The following is a 24,824-nucleotide window of genomic DNA, read 5'->3' as shown; positions in this document are numbered from 1 at the left end:
TTCACGTTTTAGAACCTCTGTTTGGCGCAGTCGTGAACAGGTGAACTTGGGGAGACCGCGATATCCAGACGCGCCAAATCAGCCCCAAACCTATCAAATCGGCCTCATTTCAACGCATCGGTCATGTTTTCTGACGTCTCAGCCATTGAAGGAACGCCTTGACCGGAGGTCGTTGCACGCCCGGTCGGGTCACGATGAAGTACCCCCGTGCAACTTCGTCGCAGAAGAGTTCGACCAATCGCCCCGAGGCGAGATCATCCTCGACAAACTTGCGCACCGTGGCCGCGACCCCCTGTCCTGCGCGCACACCTTCGATCAGCAGGTTTCCGGGTAATTGAATGCGCGCACCCCGCGACAACAGCTCGACCCCATGCGATTCAAACCATGTATTGGCCTCGTTTGCGCCGATCTCTTCCAGCCAGGGCAGTTCCCCCAGCTCCTCGGGCGTCACGCTTTTCCGACCCTGTAACAGAGCGGGAGACGCCACAACCGAGATTGCAGAAGGCACCAGCATTTCGACATCCAGACCCGGCCAATTGCCGTCACCATGGCGGATCGCCATGTCCACACCGCCGGGACGCAGTTCCACGATCCGAGGGTTGGGATCCAGCATCAGGTCGACCTCAGGGTGTTTTGCGCGAAAATCCGGCAAGCGCGGCATCAGCCAGACGGTCGCAAAGGACGAGGTGCACGAGATATGCAAAGGCCGTGCGGCATCAATCTGCATCAGCTCCTCAACCGCGGAAGTGATCGCGCCGAACCCAAGGCGCAAGGCACGCGCCAATAGCTCGCCCTCGTCCGTCAAAATCAGGCTGCGGCCGCTACGATCAACAAGGGACACACCCAGATGCTCTTCGAGCTGCTTGAGGTGCTGACTTATGGCAGCATGGCTAACATTCAAAACCTGACCAGCTTTGACCACGTTACCCTCTACTGCAAAGGCATCCAGAGCACGCAACGCGATCAAGGACGGCATGTTTCGCCAACTCATATGTAACCCTGACTTACATAAGTGAATTCTGATTGAGTCGCATTATTTGGCGCAACGATCAATATGAATGTCAGACACCAACAACAAAGGACATTCGCAATGCTTGGAGTTTACGCAGACAGTTTCCTCACCGCCGCGCGTGTTGCCCCCCGCCGGAGACCCTCTTTTCCCGAGCCGCCGGAAGGCGCCGTTGTGAAAAAGAAATCAGCCGTGGCCCGCGCGTTGTCGCACTTCTCGCGCAAGGCCCGCGCATAAGAAAACCCGTCCACCTGCAAAGGTGGACGGGCTGCGAACCAGACCTTAGTCTGGGGGTTATCAGCGTCGGCTATTCAGGAAACGCGCGAACAGATCGAATAGCCGACGCCTGCCTTCGGGCCATCAAGCCCGAAGGTGTCTCAAACAGCGATCACTCGCCGCCGCCCAACTGATGGACATAAGCCGTCACAGCGCGGATCTGCGCTTCGGTCAGACGGGTATTCCACGCGGGCATCACGCCAAAACGGCTGTAGGTCACCGTGTGCTTGATGTCCTCGTATTCACCACCAAAGAGCCAGATCGCATCCGCCAGGTTGGGGGCACCCTGCTCGCGGTCGCCAGTGCCGTCTTCCATGTGGCAAGAGGCGCAGTTGTCGGCATAAAGCACCGAACCTGCTTCGACCTGCGCGGCATCGTTGGCCTCACCCGACAGCGACATAACGTAATTGGTGACCTGATCGACCTCTTCCTCGGTCAGCAGCTCATCCCGGCCAAAGGCGGGCATCTCGGAATAACGCGCATCATCGCTGTCTTCGTTGCGAATGCCGTGCGCCACCGTGTGATGGATGGCCTCCATATCACCGCCCCAGAGCCAGTCATCGTCCAACAGGTTGGGATAGCCTTTGGCACCCGCTGCACCCGAACCGTGACACTGAGCACACCAAGTGCGGAACACGGCGCCACCGGCGGAAACCGCATAAGTGTTCAATTCGGCGTCGCCAACGATCGCATTCAGGTCGACCGATTCCAACTTGGCGTTGATCGGCGCATTGGCCTCTTCGACGGCCTGGATCTCGGCTGCGACATCGGCTCGCGTGGACCAGCCCAGAACCCCTGCAGTGGCCCCGTTGATCAACGGCCACGCAGGATATGCGATGACGTAACCGATGCCCCAGATAATGGTCAGGTAAAACGTCCAGACCCACCAGCGTGGCATGGGGTTGTCCCATTCTTCGATCCCGTCCCAGCTGTGACCGGTCGTGCCATGCCCGTGCTCGTTCTTCTTTTCAGACGTATTGTCGCTCATTGCCTCGCCTCCTTGGATGTGGCGGGTTTGTCTTCATGTCGGAACGGGATGTTCGCCGTGTCCTGATAAGTTTTGGTACTGCCGGGCCGAAACACCCAGAACACCACCCCAACAAAAAAGGCGAACAGTCCGACCAGAAACCAGCTGTCTGCGAGTTGCCGTAGAAAGGTATACTCTTCCATGATCCCCTCCCTCAGCGGCTCGCGTCAGGGGTGAAGGTCGAGAAATCAACCAACGTGCCCAACATCTGCAGATAAGCGATGATCGCATCGGCCTCGGATATTCCCGGCTGACCGTCGAAGTTGCGAACATTCACCTTGTCGCCATAGCGTTCCAGCAAACCGTCATAGTCGCTGTCCGGATCGGCTTGGGCACGGAAATCGGCCTGTGCCTGCGCCAGCATCTCGTCCGAGTAGGGCACGCCCACCATCGAGTGGCTGGTCATGACATCCTGAATGTACTTCCCGTCGATCCGGGTCTCTTCCAGAAAGCCATATTTCGGCATGATCGATTCCGGCACCACCGACTGCGGGTTGCGCATGTGGTCTGCGTGCCATTCATCCGAATAGCGACCGCCCACGCGGGCCAAATCCGGCCCGGTCCGCTTGGAGCCCCACTGGAACGGGTGATCGTACATCGATTCCGCCGCCAGCGAGTAGTGGCCATAGCGCTCGACCTCGTCCCGCATGGGGCGGATCATCTGGCTGTGGCAGGTGTAGCACCCTTCGCGAATATAGATCTCGCGCCCGGCCAGTTCGAGAGGGGTGTAAGGGCGCATGCCCTCCACCTTCTCGATGGTGTTTTCCAACCAGAACAGCGGTGCGATCTGCACGATGCCACCAATGGTCACGACCAAGAAGCTGAAGATCAGCAGGAGGCTCGCGTTGGTCTCGAGGATTTTATGTTTGTCGAGAATTGCCATTGCTCCGACCCTCCTTATTCAGCCGGGACTGCGACGGTCAGGCTGGCCTCTTTGGCCGGCGCTTTCCGTACAGTCATCCACAGGTTGTAGCACATGATCACTGCACCCGCGAGGAACATGAGACCGCCAACTCCGCGTGCCACATAGGGCAGGAACTTGGCTGCAACGGTGTCGGCGAACGAGTTCACGAGGAAACCGTTGGCGTCCACTTCGCGCCACATCAGGCCTTCCATGATGCCGGTCACCCACATCGACGCGGCGTAGAGCACGATACCGATGGTGGCGAGCCAGAAGTGCCAGGAGACGAGGCTCAGCGAGTAGAGACGCTCGCGCTTCCACAGGACAGGCACCAGGAAGTACAGCGCACCAAAGGTGATCATGCCGTTCCAGCCAAGCGCGCCCGAGTGCACGTGACCAATGGTCCAGTCGGTGTAGTGGCTCAGCGAGTTCACCGCACGGATCGACATCATCGGGCCTTCAAAGGTCGACATGCCGTAGAAACCGAGCGAGATCACCATCATCCGGATCACCGGGTCGGTGCGCAGCTTGTCCCATGCGCCAGACAGCGTCATCAGACCGTTGATCATGCCACCCCAGCTGGGCATCCACAGCACGACCGAGAACACCATACCAAGGGTCGAGGCCCAGTCAGGCAACGCGGTGTAATGCAAGTGGTGCGGACCGGCCCAGATGTACAGGAAGATCAGCGCCCAGAAGTGGATGATCGACAGCTTGTAAGAGAACACCGGGCGTTCGGCCTGTTTCGGGATGAAGTAATACATCATGCCCAGGAAGCCCGCCGTCAGGAAGAAGCCCACAGCGTTGTGGCCGTACCACCACTGCGTCATCGCATCCTGCACACCGGACATCACCATGACCGAACGCGAACCCCAGATCGACACCGGCAGGGCCAGGTTGTTGACCACATGAAGCATCGCAACGGTAACGATGAACGACAGGAAGAACCAGTTTGCCACGTAGATGTGCGGCTCTTTCCGTTTGATGATCGTGCCCAGGAACACGGCCAGATAGGCGACCCAGACGATGGTCAGCCACAGGTCAACGTGCCATTCGGGCTCGGCGTATTCCTTGGACTGGGTCGAACCCAGCAGGTAGCCGGTTGCCGCCAGCACGATGAACAGCTGATACCCCCAGAACACGAACCACGCCAGATTGCCGCCCCAAAGCCGCGCCGCGCAAGTACGCTGTACCACGTAGAACGAGGTTGCGATCAGCGCGTTGCCGCCAAAGGCGAAGATCACCGCCGATGTGTGCAGCGGGCGCAGGCGACCAAAGTTGGCGTACCCCTCGGCCCATTCAAAGTTCAGCGACGGAAACGCCAGCTGAAAGGCGATGACCACACCAACAAGAAAGCCAACAACGCCCCACAGGGCCGTCGCGATCACGCCATAGCGGATCACGCCGTCCATATACTCACCCGAGTAGTCGACGTAGGTTTCTGGCTCGTCCGTATGGCGCAGTGTCCAAAGAAATAGCCCACCGGTGACGATCAGAATGATGATCGCATGCACCATGTAAGCCGGATCGCGCGCATAGTTGGCCGCCATCATCGCGAAGATGGCCACCACACCAAGCGCGATAAGCTTGATATAATTCGACATTTTGCGTCCCTTTGCCTTGTCCCACGCGATTCTTGCGTCACGCCAGACGAATTCAGACTAGGCGCTTCATGAAGAACGGTGGTCCAACTTGCTTTGATCTGTATCAAGACTCTAACGCGAAATCTGTGACAGGCATAACTCAATGAATACGAGAATGCGTAATCCGTAACGGTGCGCATTGTAGTCAAGAGGTTCAAATGGCTTACAAATCTCTACTAACCGTGCTGACGGATCCCAAATTGCCCAAGGCAGCCCTTGGACAGATGGTCGCTTTGGCCGAGGCTCAGAACGCCCATGTCGAGGCCCTGTGCCTGGGCGTCGATCGTTCGCAAACCGGATATTACTATGCCGGGGCCAACGCGATGATCCTGCAGGAATCACTCAAACGCGCCAACACTGACGCTGAAGAGATCAACGCAGCCGCGAAGGCTTATCTAGAGGCCACAAATGTGCGCTGGTCGACCGAGGACGGCGTGGCGCAAATCGCCGACATCGGGCGGCACGTGGCACATCGCGCGCGCTTTTCGGATCTGGTGGTGTTGCAGCGCCCCTATGGCGACGACAAGGGCGCCGAGGCCGAGCCGATTGTCGAGGCGGCGATGTTCGAAGGGCACGCGCCGGTTCTGATCGTACCCGACAACGCGCAACCCGTGGCACAGCCCAAGACCGTTCTGGTGGCCTGGAACGAAAGCGTTGAGGCGATGCGCGCAATTCGTCGCGCCCTGCCCTTCCTTGTTGCTGCCGAAACTGTGCGCATCGTTGTGATCGACCCGCCAAAACACGGGCCCGACCGGTCTGATCCGGGTGGCTTGCTGTCGCAGATGCTGGCCCGTCATGGGGTACGCTGCGAGATCGACGTACTCAGCAAAACCATGCCGCGCGTGTCCGATGTGCTGAACCGGCACGCAGCCGATACCGAGGCCGACATGATCGTGATGGGGGCTTATGGCCACTCGCGCTTCCGCGAAGCGATCTTGGGAGGCGCCACGCGCAACATGCTGGAAAACGGAACTGTTCCGGTGTTCCTCGCGCACTAGGGCGAAATCAAAACGGGTAACTGATTTGGCTTAGCTCGTGCCGCAAATGTCGAAACAACAAGAGCCCGCTGCCAAAGCAGCGGGCTCTTTTTTCTTGGCCTCTTGAAGAGTGTCGAAAGAGGGTCTTCGGACTTCGAGATGACGCTTTGACTTTTGTAACTTCAACTTCTGCTATGCGGGACTTTGCGGCCGTTTGCCGCTCACGCAGCAATGACGGCTAAGAGCGGTAGTCTTGCGTATGATTCGCCCATTGCCAAATCTTGAGGAAGGAGTTGGGCCAACTAGTACAGTCGGATGACAACTGTTACTCGCTAGAAGACCTACGGCAGACGTGTAGTTTCCTCAGAGCAGTCACTCTTGGCGGCGGCGGTACATTCGTAAAGGCTCGCTCCGCGTCGGGGCCATTGAACTCTTCAAGCAGCGCCTATTGCGTGAGGCCGTATCAGTGAACGCTTCAATAGTGCTTCAAACCGATCATCTTACAGGATCAGATGAATTTTGCACTCAACAAGAGTAGCGGGTTGCTTGTGCAGAAAGCCATTGCAGCTTTTGAGAGAGATGCGCGGTCACATCAACTTAGACATGACCATAAAAGTCGTGAATGCCGAAACATTTGGGTCTTCGTTGAACAGGCGATCTGTAAATTCAGTGTACTCTTCCATATCGGCTACGTTCAATATGATGATGCTGCCGACTTCTCCAGTGACCATGTAGCACTGAACTACTGCTTTCTCACGTTTCAACTGATTGAAGAAGTCTTGCCTAGCCTGGATGCCATGACGTTCAAATTTGACAGACACGACGACAGAAAGTTTGCGTTCGTAACAATTCGGGTCAACCACAGCGACGATCTTCTTGATCGCGCCCATTTCCTTTAAACGCGAGACTCTGCGCAGACAAGCAGATGGTGACAGGCCAATTTGATCGGCAAGCACTTTGTTTGCGAGATCCGCATTAGATTCTAGTGCGCGAAGAATCTTCCTGTCGAGTTCATCCACTTCCTTCATGCACAATATGATTTCACAAATCCTCTATATTTGCAAGAAGCGAGCGTATTTTGTGAAATTTTGCCCCCCGATTTCCCAATGAAAGCGTGATTATACCGCAAGCAATAAATCGGCCGTCAATAACCCGGAACGAAAGACAGCGTGCTTGGAAGAGCTAAGCAGGCAATGCGTTGAAATAAAAATAGTCCGAAGGATGAAGAAGGTGCAGAAAATCCAAACCTCAGAAGCGGCTCAGCCCCTCGGGCATTATTCGCAGGCGGTTGTGAGCGGAGATCTCGTGTTTGTTTCGGGAATCCTGCCGGTTGAACTTGATGGCACCCTGAATGCGGAGCGTGGCTTCAGCGAGCAAGCCGAGATAGTTCTACGTAACGCAGAGGCCATTCTACGGGCGGCGGGTTCGGATTTTTCCAAAGCTGTGAAGGCCACGATTTACGTCACGGATATCGCCAACTGGAAAGCCTTTGATGAGGCGTATTCCACCGCTTTAGGCGAGCATAAGCCGGCCCGTGCCGTCGCCCCGGTTCCAAGCCTGCACCATGGTTTCCAAGTCGAAATGGACCTGATCGCGTCCGTTTCCGGCGTTTGATTGACGGGAGAAGAAAATGACCAACAAACTGGCGGACCTCGAAACACCCTGCTTGCTGATCGACAAGCAACGCTTGGTGAAGAATATCGACCGCATGACTGCAGCGACGGAAAAGCGTGGCATTTCCCAACGCCCGCACTTGAAGTCGGCAAAATCCGTCGATGTTGCCAAGATGGTTGTCGGCCGAAACGGCACTGGTGCTACCGTCTCCACGCTGGTCGAAGCAGAATCTTTTAGCGAGGCAGGCATTACTGACCTGCTCTATTCCAACGCCATTGTGCCGCAAAAATTAGATCGCGCCGCAAGGCTGTTGGCAGAGGGTGTCGACTTGAAAGTCGTGGTGGACAACGTGGAAATGGCAGAGCGGATCGCGGCGTATTCGAAGACTTCCGGTGTGGCGTTTCCGGTCCTGATTGAGCTTGATATGGATGGACACCGGTCCGGCATACGCCCGGAAGACACCGAACGGCTGCTGGCGGTGGCGGAAATCCTAGCTAGCGAAGACCTGTTATGCGGAGTGATGGCCCATGCTGGCAAAAGCTATGCACTGACCGACAAAACAGCGATCGAAAACCTTGCCCGCGAAGAAGAGGCCGCGGCCCTTCAGGCGGCGTCCAGTCTGAAGAATGCAGGCTACCGTTGCGACATCGTCAGCGTCGGCTCAACGCCTACCGCCCTTGCGGACATTGATTGTTTGGGTGCCACCGAGATGCGCGCAGGGACCTGCATATTCTTTGATCTGGTCCAACGTGGCGTTGGTGTTTGCGATTTTGAAGACATCGTAATGAGCGTGCTGACAACTGTGACTGGGATAAACCGCGAAACAAACCGGATCATCACGGATTCCGGCTGGATGTCGCTGTCTCGCGACCGCGGAACTTCCAAACAGAAAGAAGATTTCTTCTATGGGCAGGTGTGCCTGGAAGACGGAACAGTTCTGCCGGACTTTCTGGTGCTCGATACTCAGCAGGATCATGGCATTCTTGGCTTCCGTTCGGGCGTCGAAAAAACAGTGCCCGAGTTTGAGATAGGTACGTTGCTGCGGATTCTACCGAACCATGTTTGCGCAACGGCAGCACAGCACAGCAGGTACTTCGTCACAAATGAAGACAACGAAGTTGAGGCAACCTGGTCGCGAATAATCGGTTGAAAAGCTGCGATTATTCTTCGGCTGCATGTCGCCCAAATCAAAAGGTAAATAAAATGAAAGCTCCAACGTTCGTCGACCCGCGAAACGGCACCGAATATGCACTAGATGCAAAAATCTGGCGGTCTGCCGATGGCAATCCGATGATGATTTCGCCGCTGCCGGGCATCTGCCGCGAAGACATTGACACCGGCAACGGGTCACTGTGGCGTTATCAAGCAGCCTTTCCAATCAAGGTAGAAAACCCGGTTTCTATGGGCGAAGGCTGTACCCCAATGCACAAGACCTCCTTTGATGGCATACCGTGCAACTTTAAACTGGAGTGGTTTTCACCCACCGGTTCATTCAAGGACCGCGGAACGTCAGTGATGCTGTCGATGCTCAAGGAAATGGGTATCACCGAAGTGCTGGAAGACAGCTCCGGCAACGGTGGCGCGTCGGTCGCAGGCTACGGAGCGGCGGCTGGCATGAAGGTTCATGTTTTTGTGCCTGCCACCACCTCGGCTGCTAAAGTCGCGCAAATCCAAGCCTACGGTGCAGAAATCGTCCGGGTTCCCGGTCCGCGCGAAGCGACGGAAGAAGCCGCCATCGAGAAGGCTTCGGAAATCTTCTATGCCAGCCACAACTGGCACCCGTTCTTCCTACAGGGCACAAAGACTATTGGCTACGAAATTTGGGAAGATCTGGGCTTCAAGCTGCCCGACAACATTGTCATTCCGGGGTCTGCGGGCAGCAATGTGCTGGGCGTTTACCTGGCGTTCAAAGAGTTGATGGCTTCGGGCGAAACCGACCGTCTGCCGAAGATCTTTGTGTCTCAACCAGCCAATTGTGCACCGCTACACGCAGCCTTCCAAGCCGAAGCAGACGAACATGTATTGCAAGAGTTCGGAAAAACTGTAGCCGAAGGTACTGCCATCAAGCGTCCGATCCGCATCAAGGAGATGTTGCAGGCTGTGCGTGAAAGCGGCGGCGGTACTGTAGCGGTCGAAGAGGACGACATCATTGCAGCCTGCCGAAAGCTCGCCAATCAGGGCCTGTATGTCGAGCCCACATGCGCGCATGCCGCTGCGGGCTTGGCCAAGCTGACACAGGAGGGTCTGATCAAGGAGACTGATGAAACAGTCGTCATTCTGACAGGAAGCGGTCTGAAAACAACGTCCTTCTACGCCGACCTTTTTAGCGGCGGCGACGCATAGAGGGGAATTGCAGACACACTGGCTTGGATAAGCATTCCAAGCCGGTGCTGCTGCTTTTATTCGCCGACAGCCAATAGAGTAAGGCCCTGTTTGCCCTGCCCCGCACTTCGGGACCGCAGACAGAGTTTGGAGGCGGCGCTGCGGGAAAGCACTTTCAAGTGCCTCCCTCAAGTCAAACGGGTTACCGAAGGGAGAGCGAAATGACTCAGCAACCCAAATCTGGCATTTTAGCGGGCTGGCGCTCGATGATGCTATGGAAGCAGATCGTGATTGCACTGGTACTGGGTGTACTGGTGGGTGTTGTCTTGAACATGACAGGCAACGAAAACACCGCCACCATGATCAAATACATCGGCACCATGTTCATTTCGGCAATCAAGATGCTGATTGTGCCCCTTATCTTTGTGTCGCTGGTTTGCGGGATGACGTCCGTTACCGACCTGGCCCGCATGGGGCGCATCGGTGTGAAATCGGTTGCCTTCTATCTGGGCACAACCGCATTTGCGATTTCCATCGGCCTGGGATTGGCAACCCTGATCCAGCCGGGGGCCGGAGTGGACTTGGCCACCGCCTCAGCGATGGAGCCGAAAGCGGCGCCGCCGTTCATTGAAACCCTGATTGCGATCATCCCCAAGAACCCGATTGCAGCCGCCGCAGACGGCAACGTTTTGCAAGTGATCTTCTTCGCTATCGTGTTTGGCCTGGCCATCAACTTGGCAGGCAAGCCAGCGGAACCGATCCGCAACTTCTTTGAAGCACTAAATACAGTGATCCTGAAGCTGACCGAGATCGTAATTTCCTTTGCGCCGTACGGTGTGTTCGCATTGATGGCATGGGTAGCTGGTACTTACGGCCTGTCGCTGCTACTGCCGCTGGGCAAGATCATCTTTGCCCTTTACCTTGGCTGCCTCCTCCACGCGTTGATCGTCTATGGCGGTCTGGTCACCTTTGTCGCACGTTTAAACCCGGTTCGGTTCTTCCAAGGCGTGGTTGAGCCGCAGATCGTGGCTTTCACCAGTACCTCCAGCTCGGGCACTCTGCCAGTCACCATGTCGGCTGCTCAGAAAAACTTGGGGGTAAACAAGTCAGTGGCTAGCTTCACTCTGCCTCTGGGTGCGACTATCAACATGGACGGCACCGCGATGTATCAGGGTGTGTCGGCACTGTTTGTTGCTCAGGCCTTTGGTATCGAGTTGGGCATGTCGGAATACGTCACTATCGTCCTGACCACGACCTTGGCCTCTATCGGGACCGCCGGTGTGCCTGGAGCTGGTCTTGTGATGCTGTCACTGGTGCTAACCTCGGTTGGCCTGCCACTGGAGGGTGTTGCAATCATTGCGGGTATCGACCGTATCTTGGATATGGCGCGGACTTCTCTGAATGTTACCGGAGATTGCACTTGTGCCGTCTTGGTTGCCAAGTCCGAAGATCAGATCGATCTGGACGCATATAACACTCCGCATGCGCTTAAGTCGCCGGAATTGGTAGAAAGTTAACACTTTATAAAATAGAAGAAAAACCGGGGCGGTTACACTGCCCCGGTATCATCGTTGAAGCACTGCGAATATCTGCAAAGGAGCGCATCATGATACGAATATCCGAAGAACAATCCAGCGCGGTCGCCTCCCATGAGCTCGCCTATGAAGCGGCGCGCGAAGCCTTCATTGCAGCTGTTGCACCGACCGCAAAGAGCTTTCCGGTTGTGATTGGGCATGCCAGCGATCCGCAAAATCGATTTACGGTAAAATCGGCGACCGACGGGCTCCATGCGGGAGTAAAGGTAGGGTCCTACTTCCCGACAAACGACAAGGCTGGATCGCCCCGGCACAATTCACTGATCCTCTTGTTTGATCAGAACACCGGGCGCATTGGTTCTGTCATCGAAGCTGGAAAGCTGAATGCCTACCGCACTGCGGCGGCTGACGCTGTCGCAACAGATGCCCTCGCACGACCCGACGCTGATACTCTGGCTGTTTTTGGTACGGGGCATCAAGCCGATTTTGAAGCTCATGCGATTGCCCGTATTCGCAAACTACGGCGTGTTCTTGTCGTAGGCCGCACTGAAGAGCGCGCGGCGTCCTTGGTTGAACGCCTCAAGGGCGAAGGCCTGCCCGCTGAAACTTGCGGTCCAGAAGCCGCCTGCCAACACGCCGACATCATTATTACGGCCACAGCCTCGAAAGCACCTTTATTCCAAGCGGAATGGGTACAGCCGGGGACGCATGTTTCTTCGATGGGTTCTGATGGAAAGGGCAAACAAGAGTTGCCGCCCGAGTTATTGACCAAAGCTTCTCTCTTCTGCGACTTGCCTGCTCAGTCGCTGGACATAGGCGAGCTACAGCATGCCGACGCTGGGGTAAAACCAGTGGCGATTGGTCAGGTGCTGTGCGGTGAAGCAAGCGGTAGAACGTCAGACGAAGACATTACCGTGTTCGACAGCTCGGGCATCTCATTGCAGGACCTATATGTTGCGAAGAAGGTCATTGCTGCTCATCTTGAGAAGCCGCTGTAAAAACAAGTGAACGGGGCAGGTTTCCGGCTGGAAAAAGGTGGAACTGCCCCCAACACTAGCTTTTGAAATTGAGCTTTGCTCTGCGAGTTGAGCCCTACCGTGCGGCGAGAGAGTGAATTGTGGTTCTGTTTTAGGCTCTCGTCTTGTTTGCACAGCTGATCGGACCGACTGGCATACGCGTGGAGATGACGCGGAATGCGCGTTGAATATGTGCGCAACAATTGCGCGAAAAAATTTCAACTTTGCCCAACAGGCGCTCATAAAGTGCAACTTCTCCAATAATTTTGCGGCCTTGTTCTGCCGTTTATTGTCATTCTCAACATGTGTCGGACTCGCGAATTCTCATGGATTTTTCAGGAGTTTGAGATCCGGGGTAAGACTGGAGTTAATTCTGGGAGGACAGAAAATGAATCAGCGCAGAGTAACTTGGGCAACAATTGCAGTTCTTGTGGCGGCGGTTTCAAGTTCCAATGCATTTGCCGGAACGCTTGACGACGTTCGAGAGCGTGGAAAGTTGAAATGTGGAGTGAATACAGGCCTCGCAGGTTTCGCTTCAATCGGCTCATCCGGCGATTGGGAAGGGTTTGACATAGCAATTTGCCGGGCTGTCGCGGCAGCAGTGCTGGAGGACGCCAAGGCCGTTGAATTTGTACCGACGACCGGCAAAACCCGTTTCACAGCGTTAGCCTCCGGCGAGGTCGATTTGCTGGCGCGGAACTCGACACACACATTTAGCAGGGACACTGACCTGAAGCTCGACTTTGCTGGGGTGAACTACTACGACGGCCAGGGGTTCCTTGTGCCAAAAGCTCTGGGCGTTACATCTGCGCTCGAACTTGATGGCGCGACTGTGTGCATCCAGACCGGATCGACATCTGAACTGAACCTCGCGGATTTTTTCAGAGCAAACAGTCTCACCTATGAGCCTGTTCCAATTGAATCCGCAGGTGAGGGGCAGCAGCAGTATTTGGCCGGTTCCTGCGACGTTATGATGACCGACGCATCAAGCCTTGCCGCTTCGCGTTCGACCTTCGAAGATCCTGCCAATCATATCATTCTGCCGGAAATCATCTCGAAGGAACCGTTGGGACCGGTCGTACGCCATGGTGATAATGACTGGGCAGATATTGTCGGTTGGACATTGAATGCAATGATTTCCGCAGAAGAGCTGGGTATTTCTTCCGAAAATGTCGCCGAACTGGCAGCACAAGAGGGGGAAAACCCTGAAATCAACCGCATGCTCGGCACCGAAGGCAACCTCGGAGAAATGATAAATTTAGATCCCAAATGGGTTGTTAATGTCATCTCGTCTGTGGGCAACTACGAAGAAGTGTTCGAGGCCAATATTGGCAAAGACACTCCGCTGGGTTTGGAGAGAGGCCAAAACGCCCTCTACACCGACGGCGGCCTGATATATTCGCCCCCGTTCCGGTAAGCCAAAGTCATGAGCCACGTGAAACCCTGCCAAGAGGTGCATTCCAGTATTGACTTGGCACTATCAGCGGCGTGGCTCATGATTGCTCAGCAGATACGTGCCCGCTGGCGTGCCGCCATGGATCAAGAACGGGCGAGCTACGTTAGTCAATCACGTAAAGGTGGCTGACGGTCTTCACGACACGCAGCTTCACGGAAGCGGTCACTGGTGCAAATTGCAGCATCGTTGGAAGGGGCTCAACGCGGATACCCAAAAACAAACGTCGGATGTCCGCTCCCTGAACTGAGGAGCTTGTTCACCTGGATCCGATTGGTTCCTAATTTCCACTTTTCGGCACGGACCGGATCTCGCGCATCTGTTGTCGTCAAGCCTTGCGGATCAATCCGATCAGGAACAGCAGAATGACCGCCCCGATGGTGGCGTGAAACACCGAGGCGATGAATCCGCCGCCAACCGAAAAGCCAAGCGCCGGAAAAATCAGCCCCGCGGCAAAGGCGCCTACGACGCCCACGATGATGTTGCCCAGGATGCCGAATCCCCGACCCTCCATCAGTTTGCCCGCAAACCATCCGGCCAAGGCCCCGATGAAAAGCATCGCAAAGACGCTGCTGAATTCCATGACGTCGTCCTTTCACTGTCTTGTTCATCCAAGACAAGCAGCCTTGCGCGTGTCAGGCAAGCCTTGACCGTCAGTTCAGGTACCCACCGTCGCTGTCGTCGCCCGCCTCGTCCATCAGGCGGCGCATGTCCGGGATGGTTACGTGGCGTTTGCCTTCAAGCTGAATGACCCCGTCCTTTTTCAGGGCCGAAATCTGGCGGCTGACAGTTTCCAGCGTCAGGCCCAGATAATCCGCCATCGCCTCGCGCGTGAGCGGCAGGTCAAACGTCGTCAGGCCAGCGTTCCCTTTGGCGGCAACCGAGGCATCGCGGCGTGCGATGATCGACAACAGGCTGGCGATCTTTTCCCGTGCGGTCTTGCGCCCCAAAACCAGCATCCATTCGCGCGCGGCGTCCAGCTCGTCCAGCGTCATCTGCAACAGGCGATGCGCGATGTGTGGAGTACGCGCCATCAACTCTTCGAATGGTTTCTTGCGGAAACAGCACATGACAACATCCGTGGTAGCTACCACGTTATAAGCCGCGCCATCGCGACCTGGGCGGCCAACAAAATCGGACGGCAGCAAGAGGCCAACCATCTGGGTCCGGCCGTCCTCCATCGTCTGCGTCAGCGTTGCGATACCAGAGACGACAGAGCCCACAAAGCTCATCATATCGCCAGACCAGATGATGGTCTGACCCGCTTCAAAGGTGCGGTAGTACTTGATCTCCTCCAGCTCGAGCAATTCGTCGTGGTCGCAATGCGAACACACGGCACGATGCCGGATCGGACAATCCCCGCAGGCGGAGGGAACATGTAGTGTTTGGGTAGTCATGATCTGCCCCAATTGATCTGGGTCAAGGTTATTCGTTGAAGGCTCATATTACAGTATCGGAATGATAGCGAAATCCCAATTGGCTCAGCTCGGACTATTTGACGCGAAAGTCCCCCGCTATACGAGCTACCCGACCGCGCCCCATTTCAGCAATGATGTGGGGTCTGATCTATTTGGTCAATGGATGTCCGAAATCGAGCCCAAAAGCGCGATTTCCTTGTATATCCACGTGCCGTTCTGTCGCCGCCTGTGCTGGTTCTGCGCCTGCCGCACCCAAGGTACCCAATCGGACGACCCGGTAAAAGCGTATCTTGAGACGCTGAAAGCCGAGTTGCGCCTTATCGCAGACCGCCTGCCACAGGGAATCACCCTGTCGCGCCTGCATTGGGGCGGCGGCACGCCGACCTTGTTGCAACCCGCGATGATGACGGAACTGGCGCAAGAGATCTTTGACGTGGCCCCCTTGGGTGACAACGCTGAATTCTCGGTCGAGATCGATCCGAACGAGATCGACGCCGATCGTCTGGATGCCCTTGCCGCGGCGGGCATGAATCGCGCTTCGATCGGGGTGCAGGATTTCGATCCGATGATTCAAAAGACCATCGGGCGCATTCAGGGCTATGATGTGACGCGGGACGCCGTGGATATGATCCGGGCGCGTGGCATTGCCAGCCTGAACGCCGATATCCTATTTGGTTTGCCGCATCAGACCAAGGCACGCATGACAGAAAGTGTGCAGAAACTGCTGTCGCTGAACCCTGACCGAGTCGCCCTTTATGGCTATGCCCATGTACCGTGGATGGCCAAACGTCAGCAGATGATTCCGTCCGACAAGCTGCCGACACCTGAACAGCGGCTGGACCTTTTTGAGACCGCCCGCCGCCTGTTCAAATGGGACAATTACGCCGAAATCGGGATCGATCACTTCGCAACGCAGGACGACGGCTTGACCCATGCGCTCAGGGCCGGGCGTCTCAAGCGGAACTTCCAGGGCTACACCGACGATCAGGCCGATGTGTTGATCGGGGTTGGCGCCTCTTCGATCTCGAAGTTTCCGCGCGGCTATGCCCAGAACGCACCGGCCACGTCGGCGCACACGGCAGCCATTCGCGATGGACGATTCTCTACAGCGCGCGGGCACCAGTTCAAGGGTGACGATGTTTTGCGTGCCCGTCTGATTGAGGCGTTGATGTGTGATTTTCACATCAACCGGGCCGAGATCCTGCGAGAATTCGACATCTCTGCAGATACGCTTGATGGTCTGTTTTCGCAGGTCAACCGATCCTTTGACGGGTTGCTGGCCATCTCGGATGAGGGGCTGTTCGTCCCACCCGAAGCGCGCCCACTGACGAGGATGATCGCGCGCGGGTTTGATGAATACGACCTCAGCAAAGCCGGGCACAGCTCGGCCATCTGATCCGGAGGGGAGAGCCGGATCAGTGCGGCGGGCGCCCTGAGGCCCGCCGCGTCCCTTGCAAAAGACTTGACGGAACAGCCTGCGATTTCCGACACTCATAGGGTGAAACGCCGCCGACCATAGGGTCCGCGCGTTGCGAGGCAGGCAGGTTACAAGACCTCTGAACGAACACGTTGCAGTTCGTCTGACCCATTCGTGCAGCTTCGAAACCCGTGCTGTGCACCAGTCAGAGGGACATTCAAATGCGCGTCTTCACAGTTCTAGGCCCAACCCAGTCAGGCAAATCCACGCTCGTCGAGGCGATCAGCCGCCTGGACGGGCGATCCACCAAATTCAGCGTGTCCGATGTGGTTCACCTCCACAGTTTTTCTTACCTCGACGAACCCTGGTGCGCCGTTGACGTCAACGGCGGCGGCGATACGCTGGCTTATGTCGGCCCTGCCATGGCGATCAGCGATGCTGCCGTAATCGTCGTGCCGCCCGACCCCGACGCAGCTGTATTGGCCGCGCCCTATCTGCGCTTGGTCGAAGAAGCCGGCATCCCGAGCTTTCTGTTCATCAATAAGATGGACAACCCCAACGGCCGTATCCGCGACATCGCCGCAGCCCTTCAGGCTTATTGCACGCACCACATCACCCTGCGCCAGATCCCCATTCGCGACGGTGAACAAATTGTGGGGGCGGTCGATTTGATTTCGGAACGCGCCTGGAAGTATCAGGAAGGCGAACCGTCAGCCCTGATCGAACTGCCATCCTCTGCCGAGGGTCGCGAGCAAGAGGCACGCACCGAGTTACTGGAAACGCTATCGGATTTCGACGACAACCTGCTGGAACAGTTGATTGAAGACAAGCAGCCTCCCAGCGAGGAGGTCTTTGATCTGGCCGCCAAGGTGCTGCAAAACCACCAATTGATCCCGGCCTATTTGGGCGCTGCAAGCCATGCCAACGGGTTGACCCGGATGATGAAGGCGCTTCGCCACGAAGCGCCCGAGTTCGACATCGCTCGTGACCGCGACGAGGCAGGTGAAAAGGCGCGTGCCATTGCAGGGTTTGCCGACGTCAAGAAACACATTGGCAAGATCACCGTCCTTCGCGGGCTTGGCGATGGCGTCACCTCGCACGAAGGTCTGGGCGGCGACACCGTTGGATCGCTTGTGGGACTGGACACGAAAACCCAAATCAACCAAATCAAAGCAGGGGAGATCGGTCTGGCGGTGAAGTCCGATCACCTGAGCCCTGGCGCCATCTACGACAGCATTGGGGCGTCTGCCTTGCCCGAATGGGCCACCAGCCACGCACCCAGCCATCGGCAAAAGGTGACACCCATCCATGAACGCGATGATGTGCGCCTGTCAAACGCCCTCTCACGCTTGAATGAAATCGACCCCGGCCTGCATCAATCCCAAGACGAGCTGAGCGGCCATGCCATTCTGGGCACGCAGGGACCACAGCATCTGCGCAGGCTGTCTGAAAAACTGGCCGAGGATTTTGGCATCGAGGTCACAACCGAGCCGGTCGATACAGCCTATCGCGAGACGATCTCGAAATCCGTGGATCACCGCCACAGGCATCGCAAACAATCCGGCGGCGCGGGGCAATTTGCCGATGTGGTGCTGACAGTCGCCCCCTTGCCGCGCGGGTCGGGGTTTCAATTTGACGACACTGTCAAGGGCGGCGCCGTGCCTAAGAACTACATCCCTTCCGTCGAGGCCGGAGCGCAAGAGGCCTTGGTCGAAGGCCCCGAAGGGCACCAGGTTGTTGACGTCAAAGTAACTTTGACAGACGGCAAGCACCACAACGTCGACAGCTCGGACTATGCATTCAAGATGGCCGGTAAGGTGGCCGTGCGAGAGGCGATTGGAATGGCGAAGCCTGTGGTCCTGCAGCCAATCCTACATGCAGAAATCCACCTGCCTTCTGGGTTTGTCGGCGACATGGTTCCAACGATCAGCTCACTGCAAGGACAGGTTCTGGGCTTCGAAGCCAATCCCAATGCCGCCGGGTGGGAAATCTTCAACGCCCTATTGCCGGCCGTGGCCCAGGATGAACTCCATCGCACGATCGCCAGTTCAACGCGTGGCACAGGCTGGGCCAACTTGAGCTTTGATCACTACGAGGAAATGCGTGGACAAGCATCCAAGGCCAAGGTGGTCACCGCTTGAGATCATCGCAGAAGACCGGAAGCGCTCCCGCCCGTCGTCGATGTTTCTGACGAAACACTTCCTCCCGTTGGGCCCGGCCGCCTCGCTTCGCTCGGCGGTCGGCACCTGGGGCCAGCCACAGCTCAATGATTCGCGCACGCCCGGTTTGTGGCCAAACACGCTCCACAGACGCCCGCGCCGGGCCTTGCCCGGCGCTCGGCCCAAGGCCGCTGGCGGGGCTGACGCAGTCAGGGCTGCTCGGGCGCGGGAGCCTCCCCTGCTTGCCTATCCTGCGGCTGCAATCAATTCGCGCGTGTAGTCGGTTTGTGGCGTTTCAAAGAGCGCTTCCGATGGCCCCATCTCAACCACATCGCCTTGCTTCATCACCAACACCTGATGCGACATCGCGCGCACCACTTTCAGGTCGTGCGAGATAAAGAGGTAGGCCAGCCCATATTTTTGCTGCAGGTTTCGCAACAGTTCGACAATCTGCACCTGCACGGTCATATCCAGCGCGCTCGTCGGTTCATCCAGCACCAGCAGCTTGGGCCTGAGCACCATCGCACGCGCAATTGCAATCCGCTGGCGCTGACCTCCCGAAAACTCATGCGGGTAGCGGTCCATCGCGGCTGGGTCGAGTCCGGTTTCCTGCATCACCTCGACCACCAGATCGCGTGGTGCACGGTGGGGATCGACGTTGTGAATCGCCAATCCCTCGGCGATGATCTGGGCGCAGGTCATCCGCGGGCTGAGCGAGCCGAACGGATCCTGAAACACAATCTGCATATCTTTGCGCAGCCGCCGCAACTCACGCGTGGACCATTTGCGCACGTCCTGGTCGCGATACGTGATGCCGCCATCGGACGAGATCAACCGCATCAAGGCTAGCGCAAGCGTGGTTTTGCCCGAGCCGGATTCGCCAACGATGCCGAGGGTCTCACCCGCCCGAACACTGATCGTGGCGTCATTGACCGCTTTTACGTGCCCAACCGTTCGCTTCAGAAACCCGCGCTGGATGGGAAACCAGACGCGCAGACCATCGGTATGGGCAATCACCTCGGCATCAGATGCGATGGGTTCAGGAACGCCTGACGGCTCAGCCGCCAACAGTTTTTGCGTGTAAGGATGCTGGGGATTGTCAAAAATCTCAGACGTCGGGCCGGTTTCAACGATCTCGCCGTCCTTCATCACGCACACCCGGTCCGCGATCCGACGCACGATGCCCAGATCGTGGGTGATGAACAGCATTCCCATATTTTCGGACTTCTGCAACTCGGCCAACAGCTCCAGGATCTGCGCCTGAATGGTCACGTCCAGCGCCGTCGTCGGCTCATCCGCGATCAGAACATCGGGCTTGTTGGCCAAAGCCATGGCGATCATCACACGCTGGCGCTGCCCGCCCGAAAGCTGATGTGGATAGCTGTCCAGCCGATCCTGCGGGTCGCGGATGCCGACCTTGTTCAAAAGCTCGATAATTCGGATCCGCGCTTCGGATCCTACTACGCCCTGATGCAGCGCCAGCGATTCCGCCATCTGCTTTTCGATCGTGTGCAGCGGGTTGAGCGAGGTCATCGGTTCCTGGAAGATAAAGCTGATGTCGTTGCCGCGCACCTGTTGCAGGCGCTGCTCATCAGCGCCGATCATCTGTTGCCCATCATAGGTAACAGAGCCTTCTACCTCGGCGCTGCCAGCCAAAAGAGAGACGGTCGACAAGGCCGTCACCGATTTACCCGACCCGGACTCACCCACCAGGGCTACCGTCTCCCCCCGATCGACTGTGAATGACACGCCCTTAACGGCTTGGGTCAACTGGCCGTCCTGGCGGAAGGACACGCGAAGATCGTTGACTTCCAACAAGCTCATGAGAAGGTCTTTCTTGGATCAAACGCATCGCGCACACCTTCGAAAATGAAGACCAGAAGCGAAAGCATGATGGCAAAGGTGAAAAACGCAGTGAAAGCGAGCCAGGGCGCATTCAGGTTGTTCTTGGCTTGCAGCGTCAACTCGCCAAGCGAGGGGGCCGACGATGGCAGACCAAAGCCCAGAAAGTCGAGCGAGGCCAGGCCACCGATGGTGCCGGTCACAATGAACGGCATGAACGTGAGCGTCGCAACCATGGCGTTGGGCAGCATGTGACGGCGCATGATGGTGATGTTGCCCACCCCAAGCGCTTTGGCAGCTCGCACGTATTCCAGGTTCCGCGCGCGCAGGAATTCTGCACGGACCACGCCCACAAGGCCGGTCCAACCAAATAGGATCATCAGGGCGACCAGCAGCCAGAAACTGCGCCCCAGAATAGCGAACATGATAATGATCACATACAGTGACGGAGTAGCGGACCAGATCTCGATCACGCGTTGGAAAATCAGGTCGGTCCAGCCGCCGAAATATCCCTGCACAGCACCGGCAACGACGCCCAGAATGCTGGCCACCCCTGTCACGAGTAGCGTGAAGAGAATCGACAGGCGGAAGCCATAGATCACCCGCGCCAGTACGTCGCGCTTGGCGCTGTCCGTGCCAAGCAGGTTCTGGCCGTTGGGTGGCAACGGGGCCGCGCCCGGGCGGTCAACCGTAGTGTTGAACGAATAGGGGATCGGCGGCCAAACGGCCCAACCTTTTTCGAACCCCTCGGCTTGAAACGTGCCCGCGCTGATCTGTTCCAGCATCTCTTCGGGCTCATCAAAGCACTCTTCCAACCCGCCGCTTGCGATCAGGCATTTGACCTCGGGATCACCATAGATCGCTTCGGTTTGAAAATCGCCGCCAAAGGCGGTTTCGGGGTAGAAGTTGAAGACAGGCGTGAAGTACTCACCCCGGTAATTCACCAGGATCGGTTTGTCGTTGGCGATGAACTCGGCGAACAGCGACAGCGTGAACAGCACAGAAAAGATGATCAGCGACCAATAGGCCCGGCCGTTCTTGCGGAAATTGCGCCAGCGGCGTTGATTGAGGGGGGAAAGTGCCATGAATTACCCCTCGCGGCTTTCAAAGTCGATGCGCGGATCGACCAGGACATACATCAGGTCCGACAGGATGCCGACCACAAGGCTCATGAGGCCAAAGATGAAGAGCGTGCCGAAGATCACCGGATAATCACGCGCCACCGCGGCCTCGAACCCCAGTCGCCCCAAACCGTCGAGCGAAAAGATCGTCTCAATGATAATCGAGCCTGAGAAGAAGACGCCGATGAACACTGCCGGAAAACCCGCGATCACGATCAGCATGGCGTTGCGAAAGACGTGGCCATACAGAACCTTGCTTTCGCTCAGCCCCTTGGCGCGGGCGGTCATGACATAGTGTTTCTTGATCTCATCCAGGAACGAGTTCTTGGTCAGCAGTGTCAGCGTCGCAAAGGCCGAGATGGTCGAGGCGATGACCGGCAGCGCGATGTGCCAGAAATAGTCGCCAATTTTGCCCAACAGGCTCAGCTCATCAAAGTTGTCGCTGGTCAGCCCCCGCAGCGGGAAGATCTGCCAGTACGAGCCACCGGCGAAAAGCACCAGCAGCAGGATCGCAAACAGGAATCCCGGGATCGCGTAGGCCACGATGATCGCGCCACTGGTCCAGGTGTCAAAGGTTGACCCATCGCGCACCGCCTTGCGAATGCCCAACGGGATCGACACCAGATAGGCGATCAGCGTGGACCACAGACCCAAAGAGATCGACACTGGCATCTTTTCCAGCACCAGGTCGATGACACTGATCGAGCGGAAATAACTCTCGCCAAAGTCCAGCGTCATGTAGTTGCCCAGCATGGTCAGGAACCGTTCGAGCGGCGGCTTGTCAAAGCCGAATTCCTTTTCCAGCTCGGCAATGAATTCGGGCGGCAGGCCGCGTGCGCCGACGTATTCCTCGTTCGGGGCGCCGGATTGTGTTTGAACGTCATCACCCCCGCCAGCGAAGCCTTCGAACACATCGCCGCCGCCTTGCAGTTCGGCGATGATCTGTTCGACCGGGCCCCCGGGGACAAATTGCACCAGCGTGAAGTTGACGATCATGATGCCCAAAAGGGTCGGGATCACCAGCAACAGGCGTCTTAGGATATAGGCTCCCATGGGTTTGGCTTACCTCAACGCGCCATCAGATTTCAGCTTGGCGGCCTTTTCAGCGTCGTACCACCAGAAGTCCAGCACGCCGACCGCATATTCCGGCAGGTTCTCGGGGTGGTCGTATTGGTCCCAATAGGCGACCCAGCTTTTGTCGTTGTACCAGACCGGCACCATGATGCGTTCGTACCGCAGCGCACGGTCCAAGGCTTGCAGGGCAGCGGCCTCATCCTCTTTCGTGGTGGTCACGAGCGAGCGTTCGATGATCGCATCCACCAGCGGGCTGGCCAGACCGGCAGGGTTGAACAGGCTGAAATCCGCCTCGCCCGAGCCGTACATCTGCATCAGACCGGTGCCAGCAGACAAAAACGCGCGGTAGTTGTCGAACACGATGTCATAATCGCGATCACGGTTGCGCAGCGTATACTGCGCCGAGTCGACCTTGTCCGGGCGCGCATCGACCCCCATCGCCACCAGGTTCTTTGCAAAACCATCAATCACAGCGGTCAGGGTTGGCGACGACGACGAGGGATAGGGAATTTCAAGCACCAGCTTTTCGCCTGCCGCGTTGCGCCGCATGCCATCATCGCCAACGGCCCACCCGGCCTCGTCCAACAGTTTCATCGCAGTCCGCAGGTTGCGGCGGTCGTTCAGGCGTTTGGCGCGCGATTCATGCGCACGCACAGATGGTTCGGTCAGCATATCGGCAGGCACCAGATCGCCGAGCGACTTGAGCAGCTCCAACTCGGCGCCTTCAGGCGCGCCTTGGGCCATATGCGGAGCATTTTCCACAAACGAATGACGCTGTTTGAACAGCCCGAACTGCAAGGACTCGTTGGTCCATTCAAAGTTGAACGCCAGCGAAAGCGCCTCGCGCACACGTTTGTCTTGGAGTGCGGGGCGGCCCAGGTTGAACACAAAGCCGGTGGGTGTTGGAGGCGTCAGATCGGGAATCTCTTCCAATTTCACCCAACCTTTGTTCACGGCAGGGAAATCATACTCGGTCGCCCACCGTTTCGAGTTTCCCTCACTCCGAAAGGTGTATTCGCCTGCCTTGAACGCCTCGAATCCTGCCGTGTCGTCCGCAAAATACTCCACCCGGATTGTGTCGAAGTTGTAGCGCCCCTTGTTGATCGGCAGGTCCTTGCCCCAATAATCTGGATTGCGCTTGTAGACGATACGGCGGTTCACATCATAGCTGTCGAGCTGATACGGACCTGATCCCGGCGCGGCGTCCAAGCGGGGTTCATCCAGCCGCGCACCGTTTTCTTCATACCAGGCCTTTGGGAACACCGGCACCGATCCGGCCTGATCAATCAGCGACCGACGTGAAATACCAGTGGCAAAAGTAAACTTGACCGTGTGATCATCCAATGCCTCAGCAGACAGGATGCGTTTCTTGACCGCTTGCGCGTAAGATGGCAGCCCCTGCTCCAGAAACAGGTTGTGACTGAACACCACGTCATGCGCGGTCACGGGCGAGCCGTCGGCGAACCGCGCTTCGGGACGCATGTAGAAGATCACCCAGGTTTTGCCTTCGTCGTATTCCAACCGTTCGGCAAGCAAACCATAGCTTTCGCCAATCTGATCTGCTGGCAGTCCACCTCCGGTCGCGGGCATCTCACCCAACAGGCTTTCGTAGACCATCCAGGAATAGCGCCCTGCTCGCCCCTTGCGGCTGTAGGGATTCATCGAATCGAAGGTGCCCGGTGCGGAAACCGCGATTTCACCACCCTTGGGCGCATCCGGGTTCACATAGTCGAAATGCTCGAAATCAGCCGGATAGCTCAGGTCGCCAAAGAACGAGTAGCCATGGCTTTCGATGATCTTCTCATCTTCGGCCCGCGCAAGACCTGTTGCGGCAAGCAGCAAGCCGATCGACAATCCGATCGCCCCCAGCACCTTTGGCCGAATGTCCATCTGGCGGGTTCGGGTCGCGACGCGGGGCGATGTCATCAGGCTCTACCTCCGTATGGGTCTGATTGTCTCTGACGAAACATAGACCAATTTTTGTTGTTGCCAGCTAAAGGTCCAGCGGGGCGAGATTCAA

The 24,824-nt window shown here is 57.1% G+C and carries 22 protein-coding genes; 10 read left to right on the top strand and 12 right to left on the bottom strand.

The features are described 5' to 3' along the window. Positions 1 to 121: 121 nt before the first annotated feature. Positions 122 to 991: a LysR family transcriptional regulator gene (locus TRL7639_RS01480; RefSeq protein ID WP_085794040.1), complete on the bottom strand. Its 870-nt coding sequence runs from the start codon at positions 989 to 991 to the stop codon at positions 122 to 124. Between the two features lie 99 nt (positions 992 to 1,090). Here TRL7639_RS01480 and TRL7639_RS22960 point away from each other — a divergent pair, with 99 nt between their 5' ends. After that, positions 1,091 to 1,246: a hypothetical protein gene (locus TRL7639_RS22960; RefSeq protein WP_165759719.1), complete on the top strand. Its 156-nt coding sequence runs from the start codon at positions 1,091 to 1,093 to the stop codon at positions 1,244 to 1,246. A gap of 151 nt (positions 1,247 to 1,397) precedes the next feature. Here TRL7639_RS22960 and ccoP read toward each other — a convergent pair whose 3' ends face one another. The 4 genes from ccoP to ccoN are packed head-to-tail and all read right to left on the bottom strand — an operon-like array spanning position 1,398 to position 4,817. Next, positions 1,398 to 2,273 (bottom strand): cytochrome-c oxidase, cbb3-type subunit III, encoded by an 876-nt coding sequence (gene ccoP, locus TRL7639_RS01475; protein ID WP_085794039.1) that lies wholly within the window; start codon positions 2,271 to 2,273, stop codon positions 1,398 to 1,400. Then, positions 2,270 to 2,455: a cbb3-type cytochrome c oxidase subunit 3 gene (locus tag TRL7639_RS01470; RefSeq protein ID WP_085794038.1), complete on the bottom strand. Its 186-nt coding sequence runs from the start codon at positions 2,453 to 2,455 to the stop codon at positions 2,270 to 2,272. The genes ccoP and TRL7639_RS01470 overlap by 4 nt, the downstream gene beginning before the upstream one ends. 11 nt (positions 2,456 to 2,466) lie before the next feature. Continuing rightward, positions 2,467 to 3,195: a cytochrome-c oxidase, cbb3-type subunit II gene (gene ccoO / locus TRL7639_RS01465; protein WP_085794037.1), complete on the bottom strand. Its 729-nt coding sequence runs from the start codon at positions 3,193 to 3,195 to the stop codon at positions 2,467 to 2,469. Positions 3,196 to 3,209: 14 nt separating this feature from the next. Beyond that, entirely contained in the window at positions 3,210 to 4,817 is a 1,608-nt protein-coding gene (gene ccoN, locus TRL7639_RS01460; RefSeq protein ID WP_085794036.1) for a cytochrome-c oxidase, cbb3-type subunit I, read from the bottom strand. 197 nt (positions 4,818 to 5,014) lie between these two features. On the opposite strand from ccoN, the gene TRL7639_RS01455 reads away from it, so the two are divergent. Then, positions 5,015 to 5,854 (top strand): universal stress protein, encoded by an 840-nt coding sequence (locus TRL7639_RS01455; RefSeq protein ID WP_085794035.1) that lies wholly within the window; start codon positions 5,015 to 5,017, stop codon positions 5,852 to 5,854. 566 nt (positions 5,855 to 6,420) lie between these two features. Here TRL7639_RS01455 and TRL7639_RS01450 read toward each other — a convergent pair. Beyond that, positions 6,421 to 6,861 carry an Lrp/AsnC family transcriptional regulator gene (locus TRL7639_RS01450; RefSeq protein WP_085794034.1) on the bottom strand — a complete coding sequence of 147 codons (441 nt, stop codon included), beginning with the start codon at positions 6,859 to 6,861 and terminating at the stop codon, positions 6,421 to 6,423. 193 nt (positions 6,862 to 7,054) lie between these two features. On the opposite strand from TRL7639_RS01450, the gene TRL7639_RS01445 reads away from it, so the two are divergent. The 6 genes from TRL7639_RS01445 (at position 7,055) to TRL7639_RS01420 (ending at position 13,737) form a co-directional block, all read left to right on the top strand. Continuing rightward, positions 7,055 to 7,447, top strand: a complete 393-nt coding sequence (locus tag TRL7639_RS01445; RefSeq protein ID WP_085794033.1) for a RidA family protein — start codon at positions 7,055 to 7,057, stop codon at positions 7,445 to 7,447. A 16-nt stretch (positions 7,448 to 7,463) separates the two neighbouring features. Continuing rightward, positions 7,464 to 8,597, top strand: coding sequence for an alanine racemase (locus TRL7639_RS01440; protein WP_085794032.1), 1,134 nt, complete (start codon positions 7,464 to 7,466; stop codon positions 8,595 to 8,597). Continuing rightward, entirely contained in the window at positions 8,594 to 9,790 is a 1,197-nt protein-coding gene (locus tag TRL7639_RS01435) for a threonine synthase (RefSeq protein ID WP_207559622.1), read from the top strand. Before TRL7639_RS01440 ends, TRL7639_RS01435 begins: the two co-directional genes overlap by 4 nt. A gap of 200 nt (positions 9,791 to 9,990) precedes the next feature. Further along, a complete protein-coding gene (locus TRL7639_RS01430; protein WP_085794030.1) occupies positions 9,991 to 11,286 on the top strand; it encodes a dicarboxylate/amino acid:cation symporter in 1,296 nt (431 codons plus the stop codon). A gap of 89 nt (positions 11,287 to 11,375) precedes the next feature. Then, positions 11,376 to 12,302 carry an ornithine cyclodeaminase family protein gene (locus TRL7639_RS01425; protein WP_085794029.1) on the top strand — a complete coding sequence of 309 codons (927 nt, stop codon included), beginning with the start codon at positions 11,376 to 11,378 and terminating at the stop codon, positions 12,300 to 12,302. Between the two features lie 406 nt (positions 12,303 to 12,708). Continuing rightward, positions 12,709 to 13,737 carry an amino acid ABC transporter substrate-binding protein gene (locus TRL7639_RS01420; protein ID WP_085794028.1) on the top strand — a complete coding sequence of 343 codons (1,029 nt, stop codon included), beginning with the start codon at positions 12,709 to 12,711 and terminating at the stop codon, positions 13,735 to 13,737. Positions 13,738 to 14,101: 364 nt separating this feature from the next. On the opposite strand, the gene TRL7639_RS01415 is transcribed toward TRL7639_RS01420, so the two are convergent. Both TRL7639_RS01415 and fnrL read right to left on the bottom strand, forming a co-directional pair. Continuing rightward, positions 14,102 to 14,356: a GlsB/YeaQ/YmgE family stress response membrane protein gene (locus TRL7639_RS01415; RefSeq protein WP_085794027.1), complete on the bottom strand. Its 255-nt coding sequence runs from the start codon at positions 14,354 to 14,356 to the stop codon at positions 14,102 to 14,104. Between the two features lie 70 nt (positions 14,357 to 14,426). After that, entirely contained in the window at positions 14,427 to 15,170 is a 744-nt protein-coding gene (gene fnrL / locus TRL7639_RS01410) for a transcriptional regulator FnrL (RefSeq protein ID WP_207559621.1), read from the bottom strand. Positions 15,171 to 15,231: 61 nt separating this feature from the next. Here fnrL and hemN point away from each other — a divergent pair, with 61 nt between their 5' ends. Beyond that, positions 15,232 to 16,587 carry an oxygen-independent coproporphyrinogen III oxidase gene (gene hemN, locus TRL7639_RS01405; RefSeq protein ID WP_085794026.1) on the top strand — a complete coding sequence of 452 codons (1,356 nt, stop codon included), beginning with the start codon at positions 15,232 to 15,234 and terminating at the stop codon, positions 16,585 to 16,587. Between the two features lie 242 nt (positions 16,588 to 16,829). Next, on the top strand, positions 16,830 to 18,749 hold the full coding sequence (locus TRL7639_RS01400; RefSeq protein ID WP_085794025.1) for an elongation factor G: 1,920 nt from the start codon (positions 16,830 to 16,832) through the stop codon (positions 18,747 to 18,749). 264 nt (positions 18,750 to 19,013) lie between these two features. Here the strand turns inward: TRL7639_RS01400 and TRL7639_RS01395 are convergent, their stop codons facing one another. From TRL7639_RS01395 to TRL7639_RS01380, 4 genes are read right to left on the bottom strand one after another with little or no spacing between them, the layout of a single operon-like run. After that, a complete protein-coding gene (locus TRL7639_RS01395) occupies positions 19,014 to 20,591 on the bottom strand; it encodes an ABC transporter ATP-binding protein (RefSeq protein ID WP_085794024.1) in 1,578 nt (525 codons plus the stop codon). After that, positions 20,588 to 21,694, bottom strand: coding sequence for an ABC transporter permease (locus tag TRL7639_RS01390; protein WP_085794023.1), 1,107 nt, complete (start codon positions 21,692 to 21,694; stop codon positions 20,588 to 20,590). The genes TRL7639_RS01395 and TRL7639_RS01390 overlap by 4 nt, the downstream gene beginning before the upstream one ends. 3 nt (positions 21,695 to 21,697) lie before the next feature. Further along, positions 21,698 to 22,783 (bottom strand): microcin C ABC transporter permease YejB, encoded by a 1,086-nt coding sequence (locus TRL7639_RS01385; protein WP_085794022.1) that lies wholly within the window; start codon positions 22,781 to 22,783, stop codon positions 21,698 to 21,700. Positions 22,784 to 22,792: 9 nt separating this feature from the next. After that, positions 22,793 to 24,730, bottom strand: coding sequence for an extracellular solute-binding protein (locus TRL7639_RS01380; protein WP_085794021.1), 1,938 nt, complete (start codon positions 24,728 to 24,730; stop codon positions 22,793 to 22,795). Positions 24,731 to 24,824 lie beyond the last annotated feature (94 nt).

The organism is Falsiruegeria litorea R37, from assembly GCF_900172225.1.
In the GTDB taxonomy this organism is placed as follows: Bacteria; Pseudomonadota; Alphaproteobacteria; order Rhodobacterales; family Rhodobacteraceae; genus Falsiruegeria; species Falsiruegeria litorea.
Note: the sequence above shows the minus strand (reverse complement) of the source record. Positions and strands in the feature narration are given on the sequence as shown.